Source organism: Galbibacter mesophilus (genome assembly GCF_023721415.1).
GTDB lineage: Bacteria > Bacteroidota > Bacteroidia > Flavobacteriales > Flavobacteriaceae > Galbibacter > Galbibacter mesophilus.
Map to the genome: position 1 here is coordinate 737,429 of NZ_JAMQVC010000001.1, position 19,552 is coordinate 756,980.

The window sequence follows — 19,552 nt, forward strand, 5'->3', positions numbered from 1 at the left end:
ATTTTTAACTATATAAATAGCTTAGGTTTTGTCCTTTTAAATGATTTATCTTTGTAAAAAATTTGTTTATGAGCAGAGGAGATAATTCTAAGAAAGGTAAAAGTTATGGAAGACAAGGTGGAGGTAGCAAAAAATTCTCTGGCAGACAGGGAGGGAACGCTAAAGGAAAGAGCTTTGCCCGTGGAAATTCACCTGTAAAAAATACACATACTTCCAAGAAAAGCCAATTGGCTCCCAATGAAATGCGTCTAAACAAATACATTGCGAATAGCGGTGTGTGCTCTAGAAGGGATGCCGACATCTATATTGCCTCCGGAAATGTTACCGTAAATGGTAATGTTGTTACAGAAATGGGATACAAAGTACAACTTTCGGATGAAGTTAAATTTGATGGACGTACTATTAATCCTGAAAAGAAAGCATACGTATTGCTTAATAAACCCAAAGGCTTTGTTACCGCCAAATCATTAGAAAAGGGCAAGAAGACCGTATTGGATTTGGTAGCAAATGCCAGCAAAGGAAGGATTCTACCTGTAGGTTCTCTAGAACGAAATTCTACCGGACTCATGCTTTTTACGAACGACTTAGAACTTTCTAAAAAACTTACACAGGGACCTGGCTTTAGAAAAATCTACCACGTAACCCTCGACAAAAGCTTTAGACACGAAGACCTTCATAAAGTACGCGAAGGTTTAGTAATTGATGACAAAGAAGTTAAAGTGGAAGAAATTTCTTTTATTGAAGGTGGAAACAAAAATGAAGTTGGCGTAAAAATCTATAGCAACCGAAATAAAATTGTAACCAAAATTTTTAAGGAACTCGACTACGAAATTATCAAAATAGACCGTGTTGCTTACGATGGACTCACGAAAAAAGATATTCCTAGGGGAACATGGCGCCATCTTACAGAACAAGAAGTCATTAATTTAAAAATGCTTTAGTCCTATTTCAGGTTGTTCAGGAAGGTTGCTTATTGGCTAAATTCCTTTTAAAATAGGTTTCTCTAAATAAACTTCTTTTAAAAAGCACCCAAAAACAATTAAATATTCCGTAGTGATAATCCATGGATTTTCAACAAAAAATTCATTGGAATAAGCGAAGTAACTTAAAAAAACGGCCAAACTCCAGATCAGCGGGAATTTATAACGGGTAAACACGCACAGCAAAACAGGCGTTGCCAAATACCACGGATGAACCGTAGTACTCATGAAAAAATAAATAGATACAGCCATTAACATTGAAACAAATAATGTTTTTGGCTGATTGTTTTTTCTGAAAAATGCAAGCAACAAAATGGCCGCTAACGTTAAAAATGCGAGCCGCGTTCCAGCTATGGAAATTATATTAAATCCTTTGTGATAGAATCCAATTTCCCGAACTAAATAGTAAATACTGGCATTGAATTCGAACTTTTTAAACCATAATCCAACAGTTTCTGAATAGTGCTCTATCATTTCAGCGGAAAGAAATGGTAAAAATGAAATCAAAAATACCAACCCGACCAATAAGTAGAAAGAGCCTAACCTCAACATGCTCCTTTTATCTGTGTCCTTAATAAACCATCTTATAAAAAGGGGTAATAAAAGAAGCGGCAACAACTTTACTGAAATGGAAAATGAGAATAAAACAGCTCCAAAAATCCATTTATTCTGAAGGATAAAATACAATGCAGCTACCAAGAAAAATAGCATTATTGCTTCAAAATGAAGGTTTCCTGTAAGCTCGATTATGATAAGCGGATTTAAAAAATACCAATGTATTTGTTGCTTCGGAAGTTTTAATAATTGAAGGATTTTACTTCCGAAGTAGAAGATTCCTACGTCTGCCAAGATTATAAAAAAGCGCAGGACGATGATATTGACTAAAATATTCTTACCCCCAATTACATTTCCAAGATAAAAGAACAATTGATTAATAGGCGGGTAATTGCTATGGTTGGAAGCGCTTAATGTGCCCATACCCTCAAATAATGTCTCCAAAAATTGAGTTGAAAATCCTTCGCTTCCAATCAATTCCATTGGAGTATGCAAATATGGATTTACACCTTCAACAAGTAGTTTTCCATCCCAAATAAATCGGTAAAAATCCTGCGAAAGATTTGGAGTGGCTGCAAAGAAAACAAGTCTGGCTAAAATTCCGAATATCAATAAAAATCGAAGATTGGACTTTTCAAATTGAATAAGCTTGTACGCAAAAAAAAACAACGCTACGCAAAGAGATAGCAATTTTATAAAATCGGTACGGACCAAATCGTAAGCAAAACTTCCGTAAAACAGAAGTGAAGCAATTAAAAAAAGTATCGTGTACTTATTTGTTTTCCAAATTCTTATCATTCAACTTTTTTATCCTCTTGATTTTATGGAATGGAAAAATACAAAACCAAAACCAATAAAAAGCATCAAATGAAACGGAAACAAGGAATAATCATTAAACACAAAACCGCTCGTCATTCCGAAGAAAAAATAAAGCATCAACAGAGCTTCTAAAATAATATTTCCAGAAATCGATTTTACTAGATATTTATTCCCTTTCCAGCTATCGGTTACATTTTTAATATTAAATTTTGGGGTTCTAACAAATTCACTTCGCTTCCCCATGTGCCCTTCTATTACCGCAAAGCTGTTGTGAAGTGTAAACCCGAGGATGACCGTAAAAAAAGTAATAAACATTTGCGTGTAGGAAAGAAAACCCCGCCAACCTTCTTCTAATATGTTTTTATATGTAAACCAATAGCAAAAATATAAAATGAGCGTACTAGCGATAAAAATACCGGTTAAATCGAAAACCCAAATTGGAATAATGTTTTGTTGTTTAATAAAAAGTATCGGGACACTCAAAAAAGCAATTAAAAATGCACACAAAAACATGGAGCTATTTAACAAATGAATAAAACCATGAAATTTTGTTTTTAAAGAAATATTTTTGGCATTTAAAAGACTTTTTATTGTTTTTCTGAAGTTTTCCGCCCCTCCTTTGTTCCATCGAAATTGCTGTGTTCTAGCGGCGCTAATCACCACCGGAAGTTCCGCTGGGGTTTCCACGTTTTCAAGGTATTTAAATTTCCAATTTTTTAATTGGGCGCGGTAGGATAAGTCCAAATCCTCGGTTAGGGTGTCGCCCTCCCAGTTTCCAGCATCGATTATACAAGCCTTTCTCCAAACGCCCGCGGTACCGTTAAAGTTGATAAAATGACCTTTTGCATTTCTCCCAACTTGTTCTATTGTAAAATGCGCATCCAACGCAAAAGCCTGTATTTTGGTAAGCAAGGAATAATCTCTATTGATGTGTCCCCAACGTGTCTGCACAACACCAATCTCTGGGTCTTTAAAATAAGGAACTGTTTTTTTTAGCCAATCCGGAGCTGGAAGAAAGTCCGCATCAAAAATGGCAATGAATTCCCCTGTCGCTTTCTCCAAACCTTCTTTTAACGCTCCTGCTTTAAAACCTTGCCTATTTTCCCGGGTAATATGTGAAATATTGATTCCACTTTGCTGGTACTTTTTTATTTTTTCTGAAGTCTGTTCCAGAGAACCATCGGTAGAGTCATCCAGCACTTGAATTTCCAGTTTGTTGCTTGGGTATTCCAATTTTACGATGTTCTCGAGCAACCTATCTACCACATATTCTTCATTATAAATAGGAAGTTGAACAGTAACCTTTGGTATTTCCCGCGCATCAAGAAAATTGAATTTGGGCCCGCTTGCGAGGTTTTTTCTGTGTCTCAGGTAATTTACAAGCAAGTTAAGTTGCGTTAAACTATAAAAGAGAATAAGCAATAACGAGAGTATATAAATAGCTAGAATACTGTATGTAACAATCTCGGAAATCATTTAAAACTATATTTAAAAATCCAACCCAAAATTTTAATCCCTGCCATAATGCTGCCCTTCACCGTACCAGAAACTTTAGAAACCCCAATCCTGTTTTTGTAACGCACGGGAATTTCTGTATAGCTGTAATTCTTTTTAATGGCCTTTAGTTGCATTTCTACCGTCCAACCGTAGGTTTTGTCTTCCATTTCCAATGTCAAAAGCTTGTTGTATTTTATAGCCCTAAACGGACCTAAATCCGTAAAACGGGCACCAAAAAACAGTTTCATTAAAAATGTTGCCAACCAATTGCCAAAAACTTGCTGGGGTGTCATGGAATTAGGTTCCCGCAAGGATTTATTCCTTGCTCCAATAACCAAATCCATATTATCATTTAAAATTGGGGAAACAATTTTGGTTAGTTCTTCTGGATAATCAGAATAATCCCCGTCTAGAAAAACAATAATATCTGGAGTGTTTCCGCTTTCAGAAATATATTCCATCCCTTTTAAGCATGCATAACCGTATCCTTTTCGGTTTTCAGTTAAAACAGTTGCGCCTGCTTTTTTAGCAACTTCTTCCGTGGCATCGGTTGAATTATTGCTTACCACAATTACTTCATCTACAATTTCTGGTATTTCATTAATCACCAAACCGATGGAAGCTTCTTCGTTAAAAGCGGGAATAATTACTTTAATATTGGGCATTGCCTATTTCCTTAAAAAGTTGCGCAAAGATACTATCATTTGCTCGATTATTGATGATAATATAGCTTTGGATGTAGTTGGTCGTAAAAACCAATTTATCCTTTATGAGAAGCCTTATTTTCTTGAATTAAATTCAGTAAATCCACATCATTTCCCAATAAAACAGCCTCGCTATTAATCCTTCCTTTGGTGCTACCGTTTTCCAGTTTGAGCACTCCCCGGGGACAAACAGCCGAGCAAATACCACAACCAACGCAGGAAGCACGAATAATGTTTTCACCTTTTTGCGCATAGGCCCGTACATCGATTCCCATTTCGCAATATGTGGAACAATTTCCACAGGAAATACACTGACCACCATTGGTGGTAATTCTGAATTTTGAAAAAAGACGCTGTTGCAATCCCAAAATAGCCGCCATTGGACAACCAAATCGGCACCAAACGCGATTACCGAAAATGGGATAGAAGCCCGTACCAATCACTCCGGAAAATATGGAACCGATTAGAAAGGCATACGTAGAACGCAACGTTTCCGGATTAAATATAAAAACACTGCTTCCACTCATGTAGTGAATTCCAATTAAACCTAAGGTAATGGCCAAATAACCAATAGCACCATAACGTGCATCCTTTTTAAATTCTTCTTTTTTGAAATACCAAATAACGGCAAACAACAATCCAAGGAAAACGGCTACACTAATTAAAAAAGTGTCTTTATTTAGCAAATATTTATCGGCATCATAGCTAAGGTAACTGTGAATAACGGCGGTAGTCATTAAAACAGAAAACACCAATACACTGTGTACCACCCATCGTTCTACTCTCCATGCAAACAAACTTTTATCGGATAATTGCCTAAACGCATCACCAGAAGTTTCTGCGAGTCCGCCACAGCCGCAAACCCACGAACAATACCATCTTTTTCCGTAGAAATAAGTTAGAATAGGGGTTATAACTAGAATGGAAACAATGCCAAAGAGCAATAAAAATATGCCCAAATTTCCCGAACTAATAAAACCATCCACGCGGTATTGTTCAAAATTATAATAATTGAGAGGCCATATATTTTTTAGGTCGTAATACGGAATGTTGTAAGCTTCCGAATTATTCAAGCGAGCCATAACCTCTGGAATAATAAAAGCAAATGAGGCTTGAAAAAACATTACACTAAGCGTACGTAACACTTCATACCGATTATGGCGGTATTTCCAAAGAAATTTAATTCCGAAGGCAAGAATGGCTATCGTATATAAAGTTCCATACACAAACCACTGACTGGCGGGATTGCCGCTAAGAAATTTGCTTAGTGGGTCAAAAAGTGCTATTACCCCAACGTTGTCACCCTCGTTTCTTAATCCCAAATATTGTGGGTAGAAATAGAGCACAACGTAAAAACCGGTCAGCGCAATTCCCAAAAGCCAGCCTAGCAAGCCACGGGAAGAAATTGATTTTTGATAAACCCCATCATTTTTTATACCAGCCGATTTGTTGGCATATGCACCGTATGAAAATATAACCACTCCCAAAGTAATCGCGGATAGGGAAATGGCCAGCCAAGTTGTTTTATTAGGGAAATCGATATTGAACATCGCCAAAAGGAGCACCCCTAAACCAAACATTCCTAAAACAACCGAAAATTTTTGAATAGCGCTTAAGGCCGCGGGCGGTTCTCCCGATAAAGACATATTTCTTTGTACTGTAGTATTCATAACTAGTTTGCCAATTGGAATTGGTTATCAAATGATTTTTTTATTGCTGAATAGTGTTTTTTATAAAACTCGGGGTCGAAATGTGCTTTGTGTAAGTTTTCAATTACAAATTCAACACTCTTCTCTTCGGAAATCCATTTGTCGAATTTCTCATGCGAAAGTCGAATTCCAAAAGTGTTTATCCCCAAAATAGCGTGGTTTTCTTTGTGAAAGGAAATTCGGATGCATTTCTTGCCATCGGGATGTTCCCAATAAAACTGCTGCTCATAATCTTGCGGTTTGGCCCAAACCCAACCGTAGGTTTGATATTCAATATCTAAAAACTTAGCAGAATTAAACCAAACACCGGGACGGTAAGCCATTTTATTACCGCAAATAGTTTGGGCAACAGCCTCGCCCATCATGCGCCCAGTATACCAAACTGCCTCCACGGGCTTTCGAAACCCGGTTGGCTCCAGTTGCTCGGCGCAATCACCAATGGCATAAACATTTGGAATATTGGTTTCTAAGTATTTATTTACTTTCACCCCTTTTCCAAGTTCAATACCGCTATCATTTAGAAAATCAATTGATGGACGCACTCCCGCAGTAAGACCTACCAAATTACATTCTATTTTTTCACCTTCGGAAGTAATAATGGCACTCGCTCTTCCATTTTCATCGGAAACAATTTCCTTCAATTGGGTGTTTAGTTTTAGCTCAATATGATGGTCTTTGATGTGATTCCCTATTAGTTTTGCTTCACCTTCCGGAAGCACACTTCCCCAAAAATAACGGTCGCGCACCAGCATGGTCACGGGAATATTTCGAGTTCTCAACATCTCTGCCAATTCAATTCCTATCAATCCACCACCCACAATTACAGCCCGCTTACAAACCTCGTTATTTGGAGCATTTTCTTCCAAAAGCTCCAAATCTTGTTTTGAATATAAGCCTTGGACTCCTTTTAAATTCTCCCCGGGCCACCCAAATTTATTGGGTTTGGACCCGCTGGCAATAATAAGGTCGTCGTAAGTTAAATCACTCCCATCTTCAAAAAGAAGTCTTTTGTTTTCTGTGTTGACCTCTTTTACAAACCCATGCTTCAGTTGGATGTTGTTTTTCTCCCAAAACCAATTTTCATAAGGTTGCGTGTGCTCAAACTTCATATGCCCCATATACACATACATAAGCGCTGTACGAGAAAAAAAGTATTCAGACTCAGCCGAAATAACCGTGATTTTATAGTCGCTAAGCTTTCGTATATGCCTAGCAGCGGTAATTCCCGCGATTCCATTTCCAATAATGGCGATGTGTTTCATACGTTTAAATTTTTCCAACTATCTGAAACAATATTTTCAAAAATTGAGAACGTATGTAATCGCTACGCTCTCGCATTAAAAATTTTAAATATTAACTTTATGCAAAGCGATTTTTAAAATTTCTTAATGCTCGTTTCATCTGTTGAATTTTGTATTGTTTACTTTGGGCTTGCAAAATAGGTCGTACTGCAAGATAAAAACTTAACAGCAGTTATTGGTTTAGAAAGATTTTAAATTTAAATTGCGGGATTTTTCTTATTTCTGAGAGATTTTTAAAATGAAAAGGCCGCTTAAAAAAAGCAGCCTTGTTCAGTAGTTTCAGTCTCATTGGAAAATTATTTCCTATTCATACCTTCCAAATAGGTCTTAATATACTTTTGGTCTAATTCAGTTGAATCTTTGTATTTTTTACGTAATTCTTTAAGATCCTCAGTAAGTTTCTTTACCACATCGGCATATTCTGGATCATCGTAAACATTGTTCATTTCTTTGGGATCTTTCAATCTATCGTAAAGTTCCCACTCATCCACATCGTAATAAAAATGAATTAATTTATACTCTTTGGTCACAATACCGTAATGCCTTTTCACCATATGAACTGATGGGTATTCGTAATAATGATAATAAGCAGCTTCGCGATCCCAATCCTTGTTGTTACCTTCAAACAACGGCATCATACTTTCCCCCTGCATATCGCTTGGGATGGAAATTCCCGCCGCATCCAAAAATGTTGGTGCAAAATCTAAATTCTGAACCATATCATCGTTTACTGTACCGCCTTTTATAACAGCTGGCCAACTCACCATCAGCGGCGTTCTAAAGGATTCTTCATAAATAAAGCGTTTATCAAACCAACCGTGTTCGCCAAGGTAAAAACCTTGATCGGAGGTATAAATAATAATGGTGTTCTCCATTAAATCATTTTCCTCCAAATAATCTAAAACCCTGCCTACATTATCGTCTACCGAAGAAATACTTCCCAAATAATCTTGCATGTAACGCTGATACTTCCACCTCATTTTTTCCTCATCCGTCATTTTAGGCCAATTCTTCTTAAAGTCTTCATTTATGGAATCTAAAATTGGATCGTACAATGCTTTTTGCGCTTCATTAGCTCTTCCGTACGGACCGTAAAATCCGTTTTTAAACGATTCTACTTTCGGAGAGACATCGCCCATTTCCGCAAGGGTTTCGGGCCTAATTTTACTATCGTGCTCATATTGCATGTGATAAAGCAGATTCATTTCTGCTGTTTTGGCTGCCGTACCTCTGTTCTTGTAATCATCAAATAACGTTTCGGGCTCTGGAAATGTCTTTTCCGAATATTCTTTAAACTTTTCCGGACTAGGCCACCATGGTCTGTGTGGTGCCTTGTGCAGATACATCATCATAAAAGGCTTGTCTTTCTCCCTTTTATTCTCCAGCCAATTCAGTGTAAAGTCGGTAATTATATCGGTAGCATAGCCCGTAACGGTAGTGTCACCCTTTTTGGTAATGAAATCCGGATTGATATAGTGTCCTTGTCCTGGAAGAATGGCAAATTCATCAACGCCTTTTGGGTTATTTCCAAAGTGAAGCTTCCCGAACATGGCCGTTTGGTAGCCTGCGTTTTGGAATAACTGCGGAAAGGTTACATTGGTAGTATCAAACGGAAAATGGTTATCTACCTTTCCATTAATGTGACTGTGTTTTCCGGTAAGAATCACAGCCCGCGAAGGAGCACAAATGGAATTGGTAACGGAAGCATTGGTAAAAAGCATTCCCTTTTTGGCAATCCTATCAATGTTAGGTGTTTCAATTAGCTTGTTGGAATAAGCGCTAATGGCTTGGTATCCGTGGTCGTCCGACATGATAAAAACAATGTTGGGACGTTTTTTTTCTTCGGATGTTTGTTCATTTTCTTTCTTTTCTGAACAACTAAAGATGCTGGCCAGACAAAAAAGTAAAAAGCATTTTTTCAACATAGTGAAGTGTATTTTAGGTTGGTTTAAATTTAAAAAACTAAAGATATAAAAAATAGATGATTGATGAATTTACATAAAAAAGCCAACCCCAAAGGAGTTGGCTTCTATACAATTTTATATTTGATGTTATTTTAAAATCCCATCTACGATTCCGTATTCCAAAGATTCTTCGGCGTCCATCCAATAATCACGGTTGAAATCTTTCATGATTTTCTCGAAATCCTGTCCGCAGTTATCAGCTAATATTTGAGCGCTGATTTCTTTGGTTTTCAAAATTTCCCGTGCTTGAATTTCTATGTTGGAAGCTTGTCCTCTAGCTCCTCCACTCGGCTGATGAATCATCACTCTTGCATACGGATACACAAAACGTCTTCCTTTTTCTCCTGCAGAAAGTAAGATAGAACCCATAGACGCCGCAAAACCGGTACAAATGGTAGAAACCGGACTTTTTAACGACTTCATGGTATCGTGAATGGCAAAACCAGAAGTAACGTAACCACCCGGACTGTTTATAATTAATTTAATTTCTTCATCACTCAAAGAATCTAAATATAAAAGTCGGTCGATAACGTGTTTTGCCGATTTATCATCTACTTGCCCCCAAAGAAAAACTTTACGTTCTTCCAATAAGGCACTGTCTATTTTATCTTGAATTTTATTACTAGCCATAATTTTTTTAATTATTATTCAAATATACTTAATTCGATTTATACACCAAGTTAGATTTGGAATGCTCCAACGGTTTCGTGTATTTTTTTTAGTTTTCTGAGTCGGCTTTAGAGTTCCAAGGATATAATTCCTGATTCACAAACTTCTTCGGAAATTTCTCATCCTCATCAAATCCTAATTCGATGTCCCTTCCGTCATGCGGAATGTAATTCGTTTTAAAAATATAATCCCACACGCTCAATGTAATTCCGAAATTGACTCCGTATTTGTTCGGCATTTTTTTGCTATGATGCCAAATATGCATTTTCGGATTATTGAAGATATATTTTAATGGACCATAATCCCAGCCAATGTTGGCATGGTTTAAGTGCCCAATAGTAATGTTGAAAAAATGAACAATCGCCACTGATTCAATTGTAAAACCACCTATGATGGCAATAGGAATGTACAATATCGATTTATACACGATGGGTTCCATCCAATGGTAACGAAAATGGGCGGCAAAAGCCATTTCCTTTACGGAATGATGTGTTTTATGAAAATTCCACAAAAAAGGAACTCTGTGCAACAAAATATGCGTACCCCATTGTATAAAATCAGCCACAAAAAAGAATATTAACAATCCCCAATACCAAGGAAGTTTCGAGGCATTAAAAAGTTGAAAATCAGCTACCGACAAATTAAAAATGCCTAAAAAATCATTGAAAATTGCTTCCGCCGTATTGGAAAGTGCAATAAGCGCAATGAGATTCAGCAGAAAAAAATTAAAGAACAAATAGAACGTATCGAGCCAAAAATCCTTTCTGAAAATCTTTTGATTTTTCCGCCAAGGAAAAAGGATTTCCAATCCCCAAACCGTAAACGAAATAATAAGCAACCCATAAAAATAATTCTCCCAATAAAATCGGGTAATCTCGTCCAGCAGGTAATTAAAATACCCCGAATACGATTCTTTTATGATGTTGAAATATTTGTTCATACACTTTGGTAAACAATTCAAATTAACCGATATATTTTGCCAAAAATAAAACGGTTGTCGTGCAGAGCCTGTCGAAGCATTTTTGTGAACGTAAATACCCTTCGACAGGCTCAGGGTGACATTAAGGTTTTAAAGCCCAGTTCAGCATTGGAATCCTCAGGAGTGACAGTAATTTTTTAACAGCACCCGTCACCGTCGTAATGCCAAGTGGATTCCGAAATAAAAATATCTTCTCTATTTAAATTTTTGAGTGCGTTGGCTGTCTTGTCGCAAACTGCTAAAGGTTGGTTCTGCAATAAAACGTGCCCTTTTTTATCGTCAAAATAATCTTCAGTTCCATAATAAATGGCAGTTTTCCCGGTAAAAACACAAGGTCCGTCTTCGGGCATCGGATCTTTAATGGCCGCTACTTCAATAGATTCTATATAAATTAACTCATCGGTATTATAATGGGTTGGACTTAGAATGCGGTATGGTTTTCGGGCTCTTATTTCAATAGTGCCAAATCCCGCATCGGTAAGCATTTTTACGTACTCTTTTATGGGCAAACTTCCACTTAGGCACAACGCACGAAGCTGTTCATCATTTCGCAATTCATCATTCATGTGCTGCTCGCAAGTAGGGTCGCTCATTACCAACCTACCGTGAGGTTTTAGTACGCGGTACATTTCAGCAATCGCTTTTTTAAGTTCTTCCGTTTTAAAAATATTGAACAGGCAATTTTGGGCGGCCACGTCTATGCTTTCATCTTCCACAGGCAAGTGCAACGCATCCCCCTTTTTTAAGTTTACGAACTCACTTTTAAACCACGGATTTTGAAGTTCGGCCTCCTGAAAATTTTTACGGGAAGCCTCCAACATTTCATCTACCACATCTACGCCAATAACACCATCTTTTTGTCTGGAAAAGTAAGCGAACTGCAATAATTCCATTCCTCCGCCAACGCCTACGTACAATATTTTAGGATTGTTTGCTAAATCCCTTGGGTGTACCGTGCTCCCGCAGCCGTAGTTCATTTCTTGCATGATTTTAGGAATTTTCAATTCCGGCAATTCCCAAATAGGATTGGTGGTACAGCACAAGCCCACATCGGGTGTTAAGGCAGCTTCTTTGTAAACGTCTTTTGTGGTTTCTAAATAACTCATAATTGTTTAATCAATTTCTTGAAAAGCGTAATCATTTTTGGTTCTGCTTCCCCCGCAATTTTAATGATTTCCTGAATATCAATCGGCTGAAGATTGTCTGGATCGCCCTCGTCGGTAATTACCGAAATTGCGGCAATCGGCAAACGTAAATGATTGGCAACAATAACTTCCGGCACAGTACTCATCCCAACGGCGTCGGCTCCAATAATTTTTAGGTAGCGATATTCAGCCTTCGTCTCTAATTGAGGTCCGACTACGGAAGCGTAAACCCCTTTTTGAAGGGTAATGTTTTCTTCATCGGCAATTTTAGCTAAAGCCTTGCACATTTCAAGATCGTACGGCTCACTCATGTCCACAAACCGGTCGCCAAACTCACTTACTCCTTTAAAAGCCAAAGGCGAGCCTCCCTGTAAATTTATGTGATCTTCAATCATCATTAGATCGCCTTTCTTGAAATCCAAATTGACCGAACCCGCGGCATTGGATATCAATAATTTTTTAATTCCTAATTCATGCATGGCACGAATAGGATATGTAATATCGATAAAATCGTAGCCTTCATATAAGTGAAAGCGCCCTTGCATCACCACCACTTTTTTGCCTTCAATTTCGCCGTAAATCAATTTCCCAGTGTGAAATTCTACGGTTGCCAAAGGGAAAAATGGAATATGGTTGTAATGTGCTACGATTGGATTTTCAATTTCGTCCACTAATTTCCCCAGTCCGGTACCTAAAACAATCCCTACTTCTGGACTTTCAAAGCCTTTGCTTTTTAAATATGCGGCTGTTTCGTGTAATTGTTGTTTCGTCATAATTCTTACTTTTTTATCATTTTTAAACAACTGATCTTGGTATTACTTGCTTAAAAATTTTTGAAATGCTGGATGCTCTTTTATATCGTCGTACACATCCACATCATTACGTTCTTCCAACAAAGCTACATCAAGCGGATGTAAAGATTGTAAAGTATCTCTTAAAACCGTATTTGTGCCCCATTTTTTTTGCTGAAAAACGGTTGGATGCAATTGTTTTAGCCCCAAAAGATAGTATCCGCCATCTTGCGCAGGGCCAACAACGGCATCGTTTATTTCCAACTTTTGAAAAGCATCATCAATATGTTGTGTTGTCAAATCGTATAAATCGCTGCCAATTATCACCGCCTTTTTATAACCCAAACGGAAGATTTCTTCAAAAGCATTTTTCATGCGTTCTCCAAGATTATTACCCTTCTGGATTTTTTTGCTGAATTTTCCATCGTTCCAAATATCATCTTCAGCAATTTCTTCAGAATAAAAAACAAAGACATCTCCATTTATTTTCTTGGCTATTTGCTGGGTGTGTTTCAGTAAAAAAAGATAAATTCCCAATGCTTTTTCATTCCCCACCGTTTTTGCCAAACGGGTTTTTACCTTTCCCAACTCTGGATTACGGGTAAAAATCAACAATGCATTATTCTTTTCAACCATATAAAGCTTTCGTGAATTTAAAAATTGATTTGCACTCTAGGCAACCGTTCCCTGGCAACTACTTCCCGCTCCCGCCGTACAACCGTAGCAATGTTGAGAAATAACGATATCACGATTGTTTAATATATCCTCGTTGTATTCGCTTATGTGTTTTACTTTACTTGCCACTTTTAGTTCCAGCATTTGGTTGAAATCACAATCATAGAGCCAACCATCCCAACTTACTGAAATTGTATTGGTGCACATTACATTGCTCACTGCGGAAGGATTAAACGCTTCCACCAAATTATACATATAATCTTCGTAATTATCTGAAGCAATGAGATATTCCAAAAACCGTGAAATTGGCAGGTTGGTGATGGCGAAAAGATTGTGGAATTGAATACCAAAATCCTCCAACAATGCTTTTTTAAAGTCTTTTTCCATCGAAGCTTGATTGGTAGGCAAAAAAGCGCCCGCCGGATTGTACACCAAATCCAATTTTAAATCACTGTCCGGCATTCCGTACCCGACAGCGTTTAATTTTTTTAAGGCTTCAATGGATTTATTAAAAACACCTTCGCCACGCTGTTTGTCGGTTTTCCCTCTTGTCCAATGCGGCATGGAAGAAACCACATGAACGTTGTGCTTTTTGAAAAACTCTGGCAAATCGTGATACTTTTTATTTGCCTCGATAATGGTTAAATTGCTACGTACAATAAAATCCTTAATCCCAACTTTGGATGCTTCTTCCACAAACCATCTAAAATTGGGATTCATTTCCGGCGCGCCTCCCGTTAAATCCAACGTATGCGCACCCGTGGTTTTTATAACATCCAAACACTGCTGCATGGTCTCTCTGGTCATGATTTCCTTACGGTCTGGCCCCGCATCCACATGGCAATGCGAGCATACCTGATTGCACATATAACCAACATTTATTTGCAGAATCTCTAACTTTTTTGGTTGTAAAGGAAACTGATTCGTTTCTGCTAATTTCTCCTTAAAAGTTGGCAATTCTCCATTCTGAAAAATCCCATTTGAAAGGATTTTTAGTTGGGTTTCAGTTTTAGAAAGTTCGTTTTCACGTTTATGCAGCGACTGTGTCGACATCTATTTTGTTCTTGAAATTAAATTTTTTGCAAAGTTTTTTCTGACTTTACAGGCATGAATTTGGATTACTTTTTTGGCAGACTTTACATCGATAATTTATCGTACTTCTTCATCATTTGAACGCCATGTACCAATGTTGCCCCACTTTCTATCGCGGCTCCGGCATGTACGGCTTCCATCATTTCTTCTTTGGTAATCCCTCTTTGCAATCCGTCTTGGGTGTAGGCATCAATACAATATGGGCATTTCACAACATGCGCAACTGCAAGCGCGATTAGCGATTTCTCCCTAGCAGATAATGCCCCTTCTTCGAAAACTTTTCCGTAGTAATCAAAAAATTTAGCGCCCAGTTCTTCGCTCCATTCAGAAATTTTAGGGAATTTTTTTAAGTCTTTTGGGTCGTAATATGTGTTTTCCATAGTTTTTCTAAGGTATAATAATGATTTAATAAATCGGAGTATTCCTTTGTACGTTTTTAATTCTCTTTCTTACACAAAAAAATTATAAATCGTAATTTAGTTTTTTAAGGTGAAGGTAAGAAACAAATAATTACCGAATCATCGATTTCTACTCATTGAAGCCAATGATTAAACGGTTTTCTAAAGTGGATAAATGTAACTGAAAAAAATTTCATTGAAATGAAAAAAGGATTTTTAATAGATATGGACGGTGTAATTTATGGCAATGACACCCTAATTCCAGGCGCCGATACTTTTATAAAAAAATTACAAAAAGAGAACATCCCATTTTTGTTTATGACCAATAACAGTCAGCGTACTCCATTGGATGCAGTAAACAAAGTAGCGAGAATGGGCATTAAAATAAAAGAAGAAAATGTTTACACCAGCGCCATGGCTACGGCCTATTTCTTGTCTTTTATGAACCCCAACGGAACGGCATACGTTCTTGGCGAAGGTGGCTTGATAACCAGTTTGCACCAACATGGTTACACCATGGTAAATCAAAACCCAGACTTTGTTGTGGTTGGCGAAGGACGAAATTTCACTTTGGAAATGGTAAACAATGCGGTGGACATGATTCTTTCCGGAGCAAAATTAATAGCTACCAATTTGGACCCATCCCCGATGAAAAAAGGTTGGTCTAATTTAGGAATCAAAGCTATTGTTGCCATGATTGAAGAAGCCACTGGTAAAAAGGCTTTCTCAGTAGGTAAACCGAGTCCGGTAATGATGCGCTCTGCAAGAAAATACCTAGGACTGGAGGCCCGCGAAACCATTATTATTGGCGACACCATGGACACCGATATTTTGGGTGGCGTGCAATTGGGATATACCACTATTTTAACCCTTTCTGGGGTTTCAAAGGAAGAAGAGTTGAACAACTACGCCTTTAAACCAGATATGATAATAAACTCATTAGCTGAACTTGACTTAAAAAAGGCTTTGGAACTTCAATAGAATTCTTATCTTTCGCAGCAATTTTAAAAAAATGATACTACAATGTGTTTTTATGCGTTGTAATTATCATAAAAAATTAAGGAAAATTTAATTTTAAAATTTTTAAGCTAAACTAGACTAACCAAACCCAATTATGAGTAAAGTTTTACAATGGGCCATCATTATTTCCCTCGGTGGCTTTCTTTTCGGTTTCGACACCGCAGTAATTTCAGGAGCAGAACAATCTATTCAACAAATTTGGCAATTAAGCGACTTAATGCATGGTTTCGCCATTGCAATTGCCCTTTACGGAACCCTTGTCGGTGCCATTTTTGGCGGTTTCCCTTCGGATAAATTTGGAAGGCGAACCACTTTATATTGGATTGCCATTTTATTTTTAGCCTCTGCCGTAGGTTCTGCATTAGCGCCAGAAGTTTATTCTTTTGCCATTTTTAGATTTATTGGTGGTGTGGCTGTTGGTGCATCTTCTGTTACTGCCCCAATTTATATTTCTGAAATTTCCCAAGCCCAAAATAGAGGAAAATTGGTAGCATCCTTTCAATTAAATCTTGTATTGGGTATTTTAATGGCATACGTTTCCAACTACATAATAAGCACGCTAAATTTAGAAAGTGCTTGGCGTTGGATGCTCGGTGTGGAAGCATTACCAGCGTTGGCATTTGCCCTATTGGTGAAGAGATTGCCTCGCAGTCCGCGTTGGGTGCTGGACAAGCATGGAGAAGAAGAAGAGGCTTTGGAAACTTTGAAGTTGATAAACGACTCCAATTACAAAGAAGAATTTGAATCCATAAAAATATCGCTTAACGAAGATGCTAAAAAAACAACTTTGAAAGAACGATTCTTCTCAAAAAAATACAGCTTTTTAATCCTTTTGGCCTTCCTATTTGCATTTTTCAATCAGCTTTCGGGGATAAATTCGGTAATTTATTACGCCCCGAGAATTTTTAAGGCCGCCGGATTGGGAAGTGAATCGTCGCTATTTTCCACGGTTGGAATTGGAATTGTGAACTTAATTTTCACGTTAATCGGAATGTACCTTATTGACAGAAGTGGTCGTAAAAAACTAATGTACATTGGTTCCATTGGTTACATCGTATCGCTGTTTTTCATCGGTAGGGCATTCGATTTAGGAAATACTAGCGGAAGCATTGTACCAATTTTATCATTTTTATTTATTGCCTCACATGCCATTGGTCAAGGCGCCGTAATTTGGGTGTTTATTTCTGAAATCTTCCCGAATAAAGTCCGTGCCTATGGGATGTCCCTTGGAAGTTCTACCCACTGGGTTTGCGCTGCGTTGATAACCAATTTCTTTCCTTATTTCACGGAAACGGTTGGTCCTGCATACATATTTTACTTTTTTGCTGGGATGATGGTTTTACAACTACTGTTTGTAATATTCTTAATGCCGGAAACCAAAGGAAAATCATTGGAAGAACTTTCAAAATCCCTATTGAAAAAGTAAATATATTTCCATAAAAGCCGACAAAATTGTTAAATACGGAAGTGATTTTTCGTAATTAGCATAACTTTGAGTACTTTAAAGGTTCCTAATAAATAGACACTGAAGAGTCGAAATTCAATTTTTCGAATCCGATACTGTTATTTATTATTATTTGAATGAAAACTAAGGGGTTATGAATGTTTTATTGTTCGGGATTACAAAGGAAATTATAGGTTCCGATACGCTTTACATAAGTGTAAAAGACAATGTTAAAGACGTAAAGTCCTTAAAATCTTTTCTGAATGATAAATATCCAGAACTAAAAAAGCTCTCTTCTATAGCCGTGGCGGTAAACAACAAATACGCCAAAGAAGAAGACCGCATCACCATTGATGATGAAATTGCTTTAATCCCACCCGTTAGTGGTGGATAGGCAAAAGTTAGAATTACGATTTTAGAGGTACGATGTTTTACAGCGTAACTTCGAGCGCAGCTAGGAGTTGGATTCTTCTAGAGTAGGAAGATTGAAAAAATTGAAAGATTAAAGGATTTTTGTATGTTCTTAATCAATAGCACTCAAAATCTTTTTTGATGAATTGTCTCTTTTATACAAAGAATAGCTTTTTTAGGTTTTAAATTGTTGAAGATTTTTGGCCTACCTAGAAAAATGTTGAAAATCAAGGAAGCAGTGTGGGACTAAAGATAAAAAGCTGTTTGAGCGTAGCGAGTTCTTTTTATCTGTGGAAGAGGTTTCCGTAGTATTTTCTTATATTTTTATAGCAAGCCTAGATTTTTTTGGTTCGTTTTTTTATCGATGAAAAAAATGAACAAATTTTTTAAGGAAAAGCAAAAAGCGTATGCTAATAGACAACCACAATAGAGTCATAAATTACTTGCGGTTGGCGGTAACAGACCGTTGCAACTTACGATGCAATTATTGCATGCCTGCGGAAGGGATTGATTTTGCAAAGCGGGACAATCTGTTTACCATGGAAGAGCTTTGCAGGCTTTCAACAATTATGGTGGCGCAGGGCATAGATAAAATACGGCTAACAGGTGGTGAGCCTTTTGTGCGCAAAGATTTAATGGTTCTATTTAGGCATTTGGCTTCATTAAAAGGATTAAAGGATATTTCGGTTACCACCAACGCTACTTTAATAGGGCCTTATATCGATGAGCTAAAATCACTCGGAATAAAAAATATAAATGTAAGTTTAGATGCTATCAATCGGGAGGCTTTTGAGCGGATTACCCGAAGGAACCAGTACGAAACGGTTTACGAAAACGTAATCAAGCTAATTTCTGAAGGATTTAACGTGCGTATAAATTGCATTGCCCTAGAAGGCCAAAATATCGAAGAAATCATTCCGCTGGTAGAACTCACTAAATACTATCCACTTTCTGTGCGGTTTTTGGAAGAAATGCCCTTTAACGGTGGTTCTAAAACATTCAATAAAATAAAATGGGACTATAAAGCGATTTTCAATCATATTGAAACGCATTTTAATGATATCGAGAAGCTGACTTCAGAAAAAACCTCAACCTCCATCAATTATAAAATTAAAGGCCATAAAGGTACATTCGGACTTATTCCTTCTTTTTCTAGAACTTTTTGCGGGACTTGCAACCGACTACGGATTTCTGCAACCGGCGATGTAATAACTTGTTTGTATGGAAAACCAAGAATGAATATCCGTGAAATCCTAAGAAGTGAAAATTCCGAAGAAAAAGTACAAGAGCACATTCTGGCCGCCATTGGCAATAGATCTAAAACCGGTTTTGAAGAGCAACAAAAATACGATGGGGTTTTTAATAATTCCATGACTTCCATTGGGGGATAAGCCGAAGT

At 37.4% G+C, this 19,552-nt stretch carries 18 protein-coding genes; 5 read left to right on the forward strand and 13 right to left on the reverse strand.

All coding sequences use genetic code 11. From position 1 onward, the window contains the following. Positions 1-68: 68 nt before the first annotated feature. Positions 69-941, forward strand: a complete 873-nt coding sequence (locus NDQ75_RS03185) for a pseudouridine synthase (protein WP_202027931.1) — start codon at positions 69-71, stop codon at positions 939-941. A gap of 36 nt (positions 942-977) precedes the next feature. Here NDQ75_RS03185 and mptB read toward each other — a convergent pair whose 3' ends face one another. From mptB to NDQ75_RS03250, 13 genes are all read right to left on the reverse strand, one after another. Continuing rightward, the gene (mptB, locus tag NDQ75_RS03190; protein ID WP_202027932.1) at positions 978-2,333 is read right to left on the reverse strand and encodes a polyprenol phosphomannose-dependent alpha 1,6 mannosyltransferase MptB; all 1,356 of its coding nucleotides are present in this window, start codon (positions 2,331-2,333) and stop codon (positions 978-980) included. 9 nt (positions 2,334-2,342) lie between these two features. Then, positions 2,343-3,830 carry a cellulose synthase family protein gene (locus NDQ75_RS03195; RefSeq protein ID WP_207190428.1) on the reverse strand — a complete coding sequence of 496 codons (1,488 nt, stop codon included), beginning with the start codon at positions 3,828-3,830 and terminating at the stop codon, positions 2,343-2,345. Beyond that, on the reverse strand, positions 3,827-4,516 hold the full coding sequence (locus NDQ75_RS03200; RefSeq protein WP_202027933.1) for a glycosyltransferase family 2 protein: 690 nt from the start codon (positions 4,514-4,516) through the stop codon (positions 3,827-3,829). Before NDQ75_RS03200 ends, NDQ75_RS03195 begins: the two co-directional genes overlap by 4 nt. A 95-nt stretch (positions 4,517-4,611) precedes the next feature. Beyond that, positions 4,612-6,225 (reverse strand): 4Fe-4S binding protein, encoded by a 1,614-nt coding sequence (locus NDQ75_RS03205; protein WP_202027934.1) that lies wholly within the window; start codon positions 6,223-6,225, stop codon positions 4,612-4,614. Positions 6,226-6,227: 2 nt separating this feature from the next. Beyond that, a complete protein-coding gene (locus NDQ75_RS03210; RefSeq protein WP_202027935.1) occupies positions 6,228-7,526 on the reverse strand; it encodes an NAD(P)/FAD-dependent oxidoreductase in 1,299 nt (432 codons plus the stop codon). A 335-nt stretch (positions 7,527-7,861) separates the two neighbouring features. After that, entirely contained in the window at positions 7,862-9,490 is a 1,629-nt protein-coding gene (locus NDQ75_RS03215; RefSeq protein WP_202027936.1) for a sulfatase family protein, read from the reverse strand. Between the two features lie 126 nt (positions 9,491-9,616). Beyond that, positions 9,617-10,159, reverse strand: coding sequence for a ClpP family protease (locus tag NDQ75_RS03220; RefSeq protein WP_202027937.1), 543 nt, complete (start codon positions 10,157-10,159; stop codon positions 9,617-9,619). A gap of 88 nt (positions 10,160-10,247) precedes the next feature. After that, complete coding sequence (locus NDQ75_RS03225) at positions 10,248-11,138, reverse strand: sterol desaturase family protein (protein ID WP_202027938.1); 891 nt, start codon at positions 11,136-11,138, stop codon at positions 10,248-10,250. A gap of 176 nt (positions 11,139-11,314) precedes the next feature. Then, complete coding sequence (gene arsM / locus NDQ75_RS03230; protein ID WP_202027939.1) at positions 11,315-12,283, reverse strand: arsenosugar biosynthesis arsenite methyltransferase ArsM; 969 nt, start codon at positions 12,281-12,283, stop codon at positions 11,315-11,317. After that, positions 12,280-13,095, reverse strand: coding sequence for a purine-nucleoside phosphorylase (locus NDQ75_RS03235; protein ID WP_202027940.1), 816 nt, complete (start codon positions 13,093-13,095; stop codon positions 12,280-12,282). Before NDQ75_RS03235 ends, arsM begins: the two co-directional genes overlap by 4 nt. Before the next feature lie 42 nt (positions 13,096-13,137). Next, entirely contained in the window at positions 13,138-13,749 is a 612-nt protein-coding gene (locus tag NDQ75_RS03240) for a TIGR04282 family arsenosugar biosynthesis glycosyltransferase (protein WP_202027941.1), read from the reverse strand. A gap of 36 nt (positions 13,750-13,785) precedes the next feature. Further along, a complete protein-coding gene (gene arsS / locus NDQ75_RS03245; protein WP_202027942.1) occupies positions 13,786-14,841 on the reverse strand; it encodes an arsenosugar biosynthesis radical SAM (seleno)protein ArsS in 1,056 nt (351 codons plus the stop codon). 83 nt (positions 14,842-14,924) lie between these two features. After that, entirely contained in the window at positions 14,925-15,260 is a 336-nt protein-coding gene (locus NDQ75_RS03250; protein ID WP_202027943.1) for an arsenosugar biosynthesis-associated peroxidase-like protein, read from the reverse strand. A gap of 219 nt (positions 15,261-15,479) precedes the next feature. Here NDQ75_RS03250 and NDQ75_RS03255 point away from each other — a divergent pair, with 219 nt between their 5' ends. The 4 genes from NDQ75_RS03255 (at position 15,480) to moaA (ending at position 19,544) form a co-directional block, all read left to right on the forward strand. Beyond that, the gene (locus tag NDQ75_RS03255) at positions 15,480-16,259 is read left to right on the forward strand and encodes an HAD-IIA family hydrolase (protein ID WP_202027944.1); all 780 of its coding nucleotides are present in this window, start codon (positions 15,480-15,482) and stop codon (positions 16,257-16,259) included. Between the two features lie 133 nt (positions 16,260-16,392). Further along, complete coding sequence (locus tag NDQ75_RS03260) at positions 16,393-17,724, forward strand: sugar porter family MFS transporter (protein ID WP_202027945.1); 1,332 nt, start codon at positions 16,393-16,395, stop codon at positions 17,722-17,724. Positions 17,725-17,896: 172 nt separating this feature from the next. Next, the gene (gene moaD, locus NDQ75_RS03265; protein WP_202027946.1) at positions 17,897-18,136 is read left to right on the forward strand and encodes a molybdopterin converting factor subunit 1; all 240 of its coding nucleotides are present in this window, start codon (positions 17,897-17,899) and stop codon (positions 18,134-18,136) included. A gap of 424 nt (positions 18,137-18,560) precedes the next feature. Beyond that, positions 18,561-19,544: a GTP 3',8-cyclase MoaA gene (moaA, locus tag NDQ75_RS03270; protein WP_202027947.1), complete on the forward strand. Its 984-nt coding sequence runs from the start codon at positions 18,561-18,563 to the stop codon at positions 19,542-19,544. Positions 19,545-19,552: the final 8 nt, after the last annotated feature.

Excerpts from the sequence above, each read along its gene's own strand:
- NDQ75_RS03185 (WP_202027931.1), top strand. The coding sequence starts at position 69 with ATGAGCAGAGGAGATAATTCTAAGAAAGGTAAAAGTTATGGAAGACAA.
- mptB (WP_202027932.1), bottom strand. The coding sequence starts at position 2,333 with ATGATAAGAATTTGGAAAACAAATAAGTACACGATACTTTTTTTAATT.
- NDQ75_RS03195 (WP_207190428.1), bottom strand. The coding sequence starts at position 3,830 with ATGATTTCCGAGATTGTTACATACAGTATTCTAGCTATTTATATACTC.
- NDQ75_RS03200 (WP_202027933.1), bottom strand. The coding sequence starts at position 4,516 with ATGCCCAATATTAAAGTAATTATTCCCGCTTTTAACGAAGAAGCTTCC.
- NDQ75_RS03205 (WP_202027934.1), bottom strand. The coding sequence starts at position 6,225 with ATGAATACTACAGTACAAAGAAATATGTCTTTATCGGGAGAACCGCCC.
- NDQ75_RS03210 (WP_202027935.1), bottom strand. The coding sequence starts at position 7,526 with ATGAAACACATCGCCATTATTGGAAATGGAATCGCGGGAATTACCGCT.
- NDQ75_RS03215 (WP_202027936.1), bottom strand. The coding sequence starts at position 9,490 with ATGTTGAAAAAATGCTTTTTACTTTTTTGTCTGGCCAGCATCTTTAGT.
- NDQ75_RS03220 (WP_202027937.1), bottom strand. The coding sequence starts at position 10,159 with ATGGCTAGTAATAAAATTCAAGATAAAATAGACAGTGCCTTATTGGAA.
- NDQ75_RS03225 (WP_202027938.1), bottom strand. The coding sequence starts at position 11,138 with ATGAACAAATATTTCAACATCATAAAAGAATCGTATTCGGGGTATTTT.
- arsM (WP_202027939.1), bottom strand. The coding sequence starts at position 12,283 with ATGAGTTATTTAGAAACCACAAAAGACGTTTACAAAGAAGCTGCCTTA.
- NDQ75_RS03235 (WP_202027940.1), bottom strand. The coding sequence starts at position 13,095 with ATGACGAAACAACAATTACACGAAACAGCCGCATATTTAAAAAGCAAA.
- NDQ75_RS03240 (WP_202027941.1), bottom strand. The coding sequence starts at position 13,749 with ATGGTTGAAAAGAATAATGCATTGTTGATTTTTACCCGTAATCCAGAG.
- arsS (WP_202027942.1), bottom strand. The coding sequence starts at position 14,841 with ATGTCGACACAGTCGCTGCATAAACGTGAAAACGAACTTTCTAAAACT.
- NDQ75_RS03250 (WP_202027943.1), bottom strand. The coding sequence starts at position 15,260 with ATGGAAAACACATATTACGACCCAAAAGACTTAAAAAAATTCCCTAAA.
- NDQ75_RS03255 (WP_202027944.1), top strand. The coding sequence starts at position 15,480 with ATGAAAAAAGGATTTTTAATAGATATGGACGGTGTAATTTATGGCAAT.
- NDQ75_RS03260 (WP_202027945.1), top strand. The coding sequence starts at position 16,393 with ATGAGTAAAGTTTTACAATGGGCCATCATTATTTCCCTCGGTGGCTTT.
- moaD (WP_202027946.1), top strand. The coding sequence starts at position 17,897 with ATGAATGTTTTATTGTTCGGGATTACAAAGGAAATTATAGGTTCCGAT.
- moaA (WP_202027947.1), top strand. The coding sequence starts at position 18,561 with ATGCTAATAGACAACCACAATAGAGTCATAAATTACTTGCGGTTGGCG.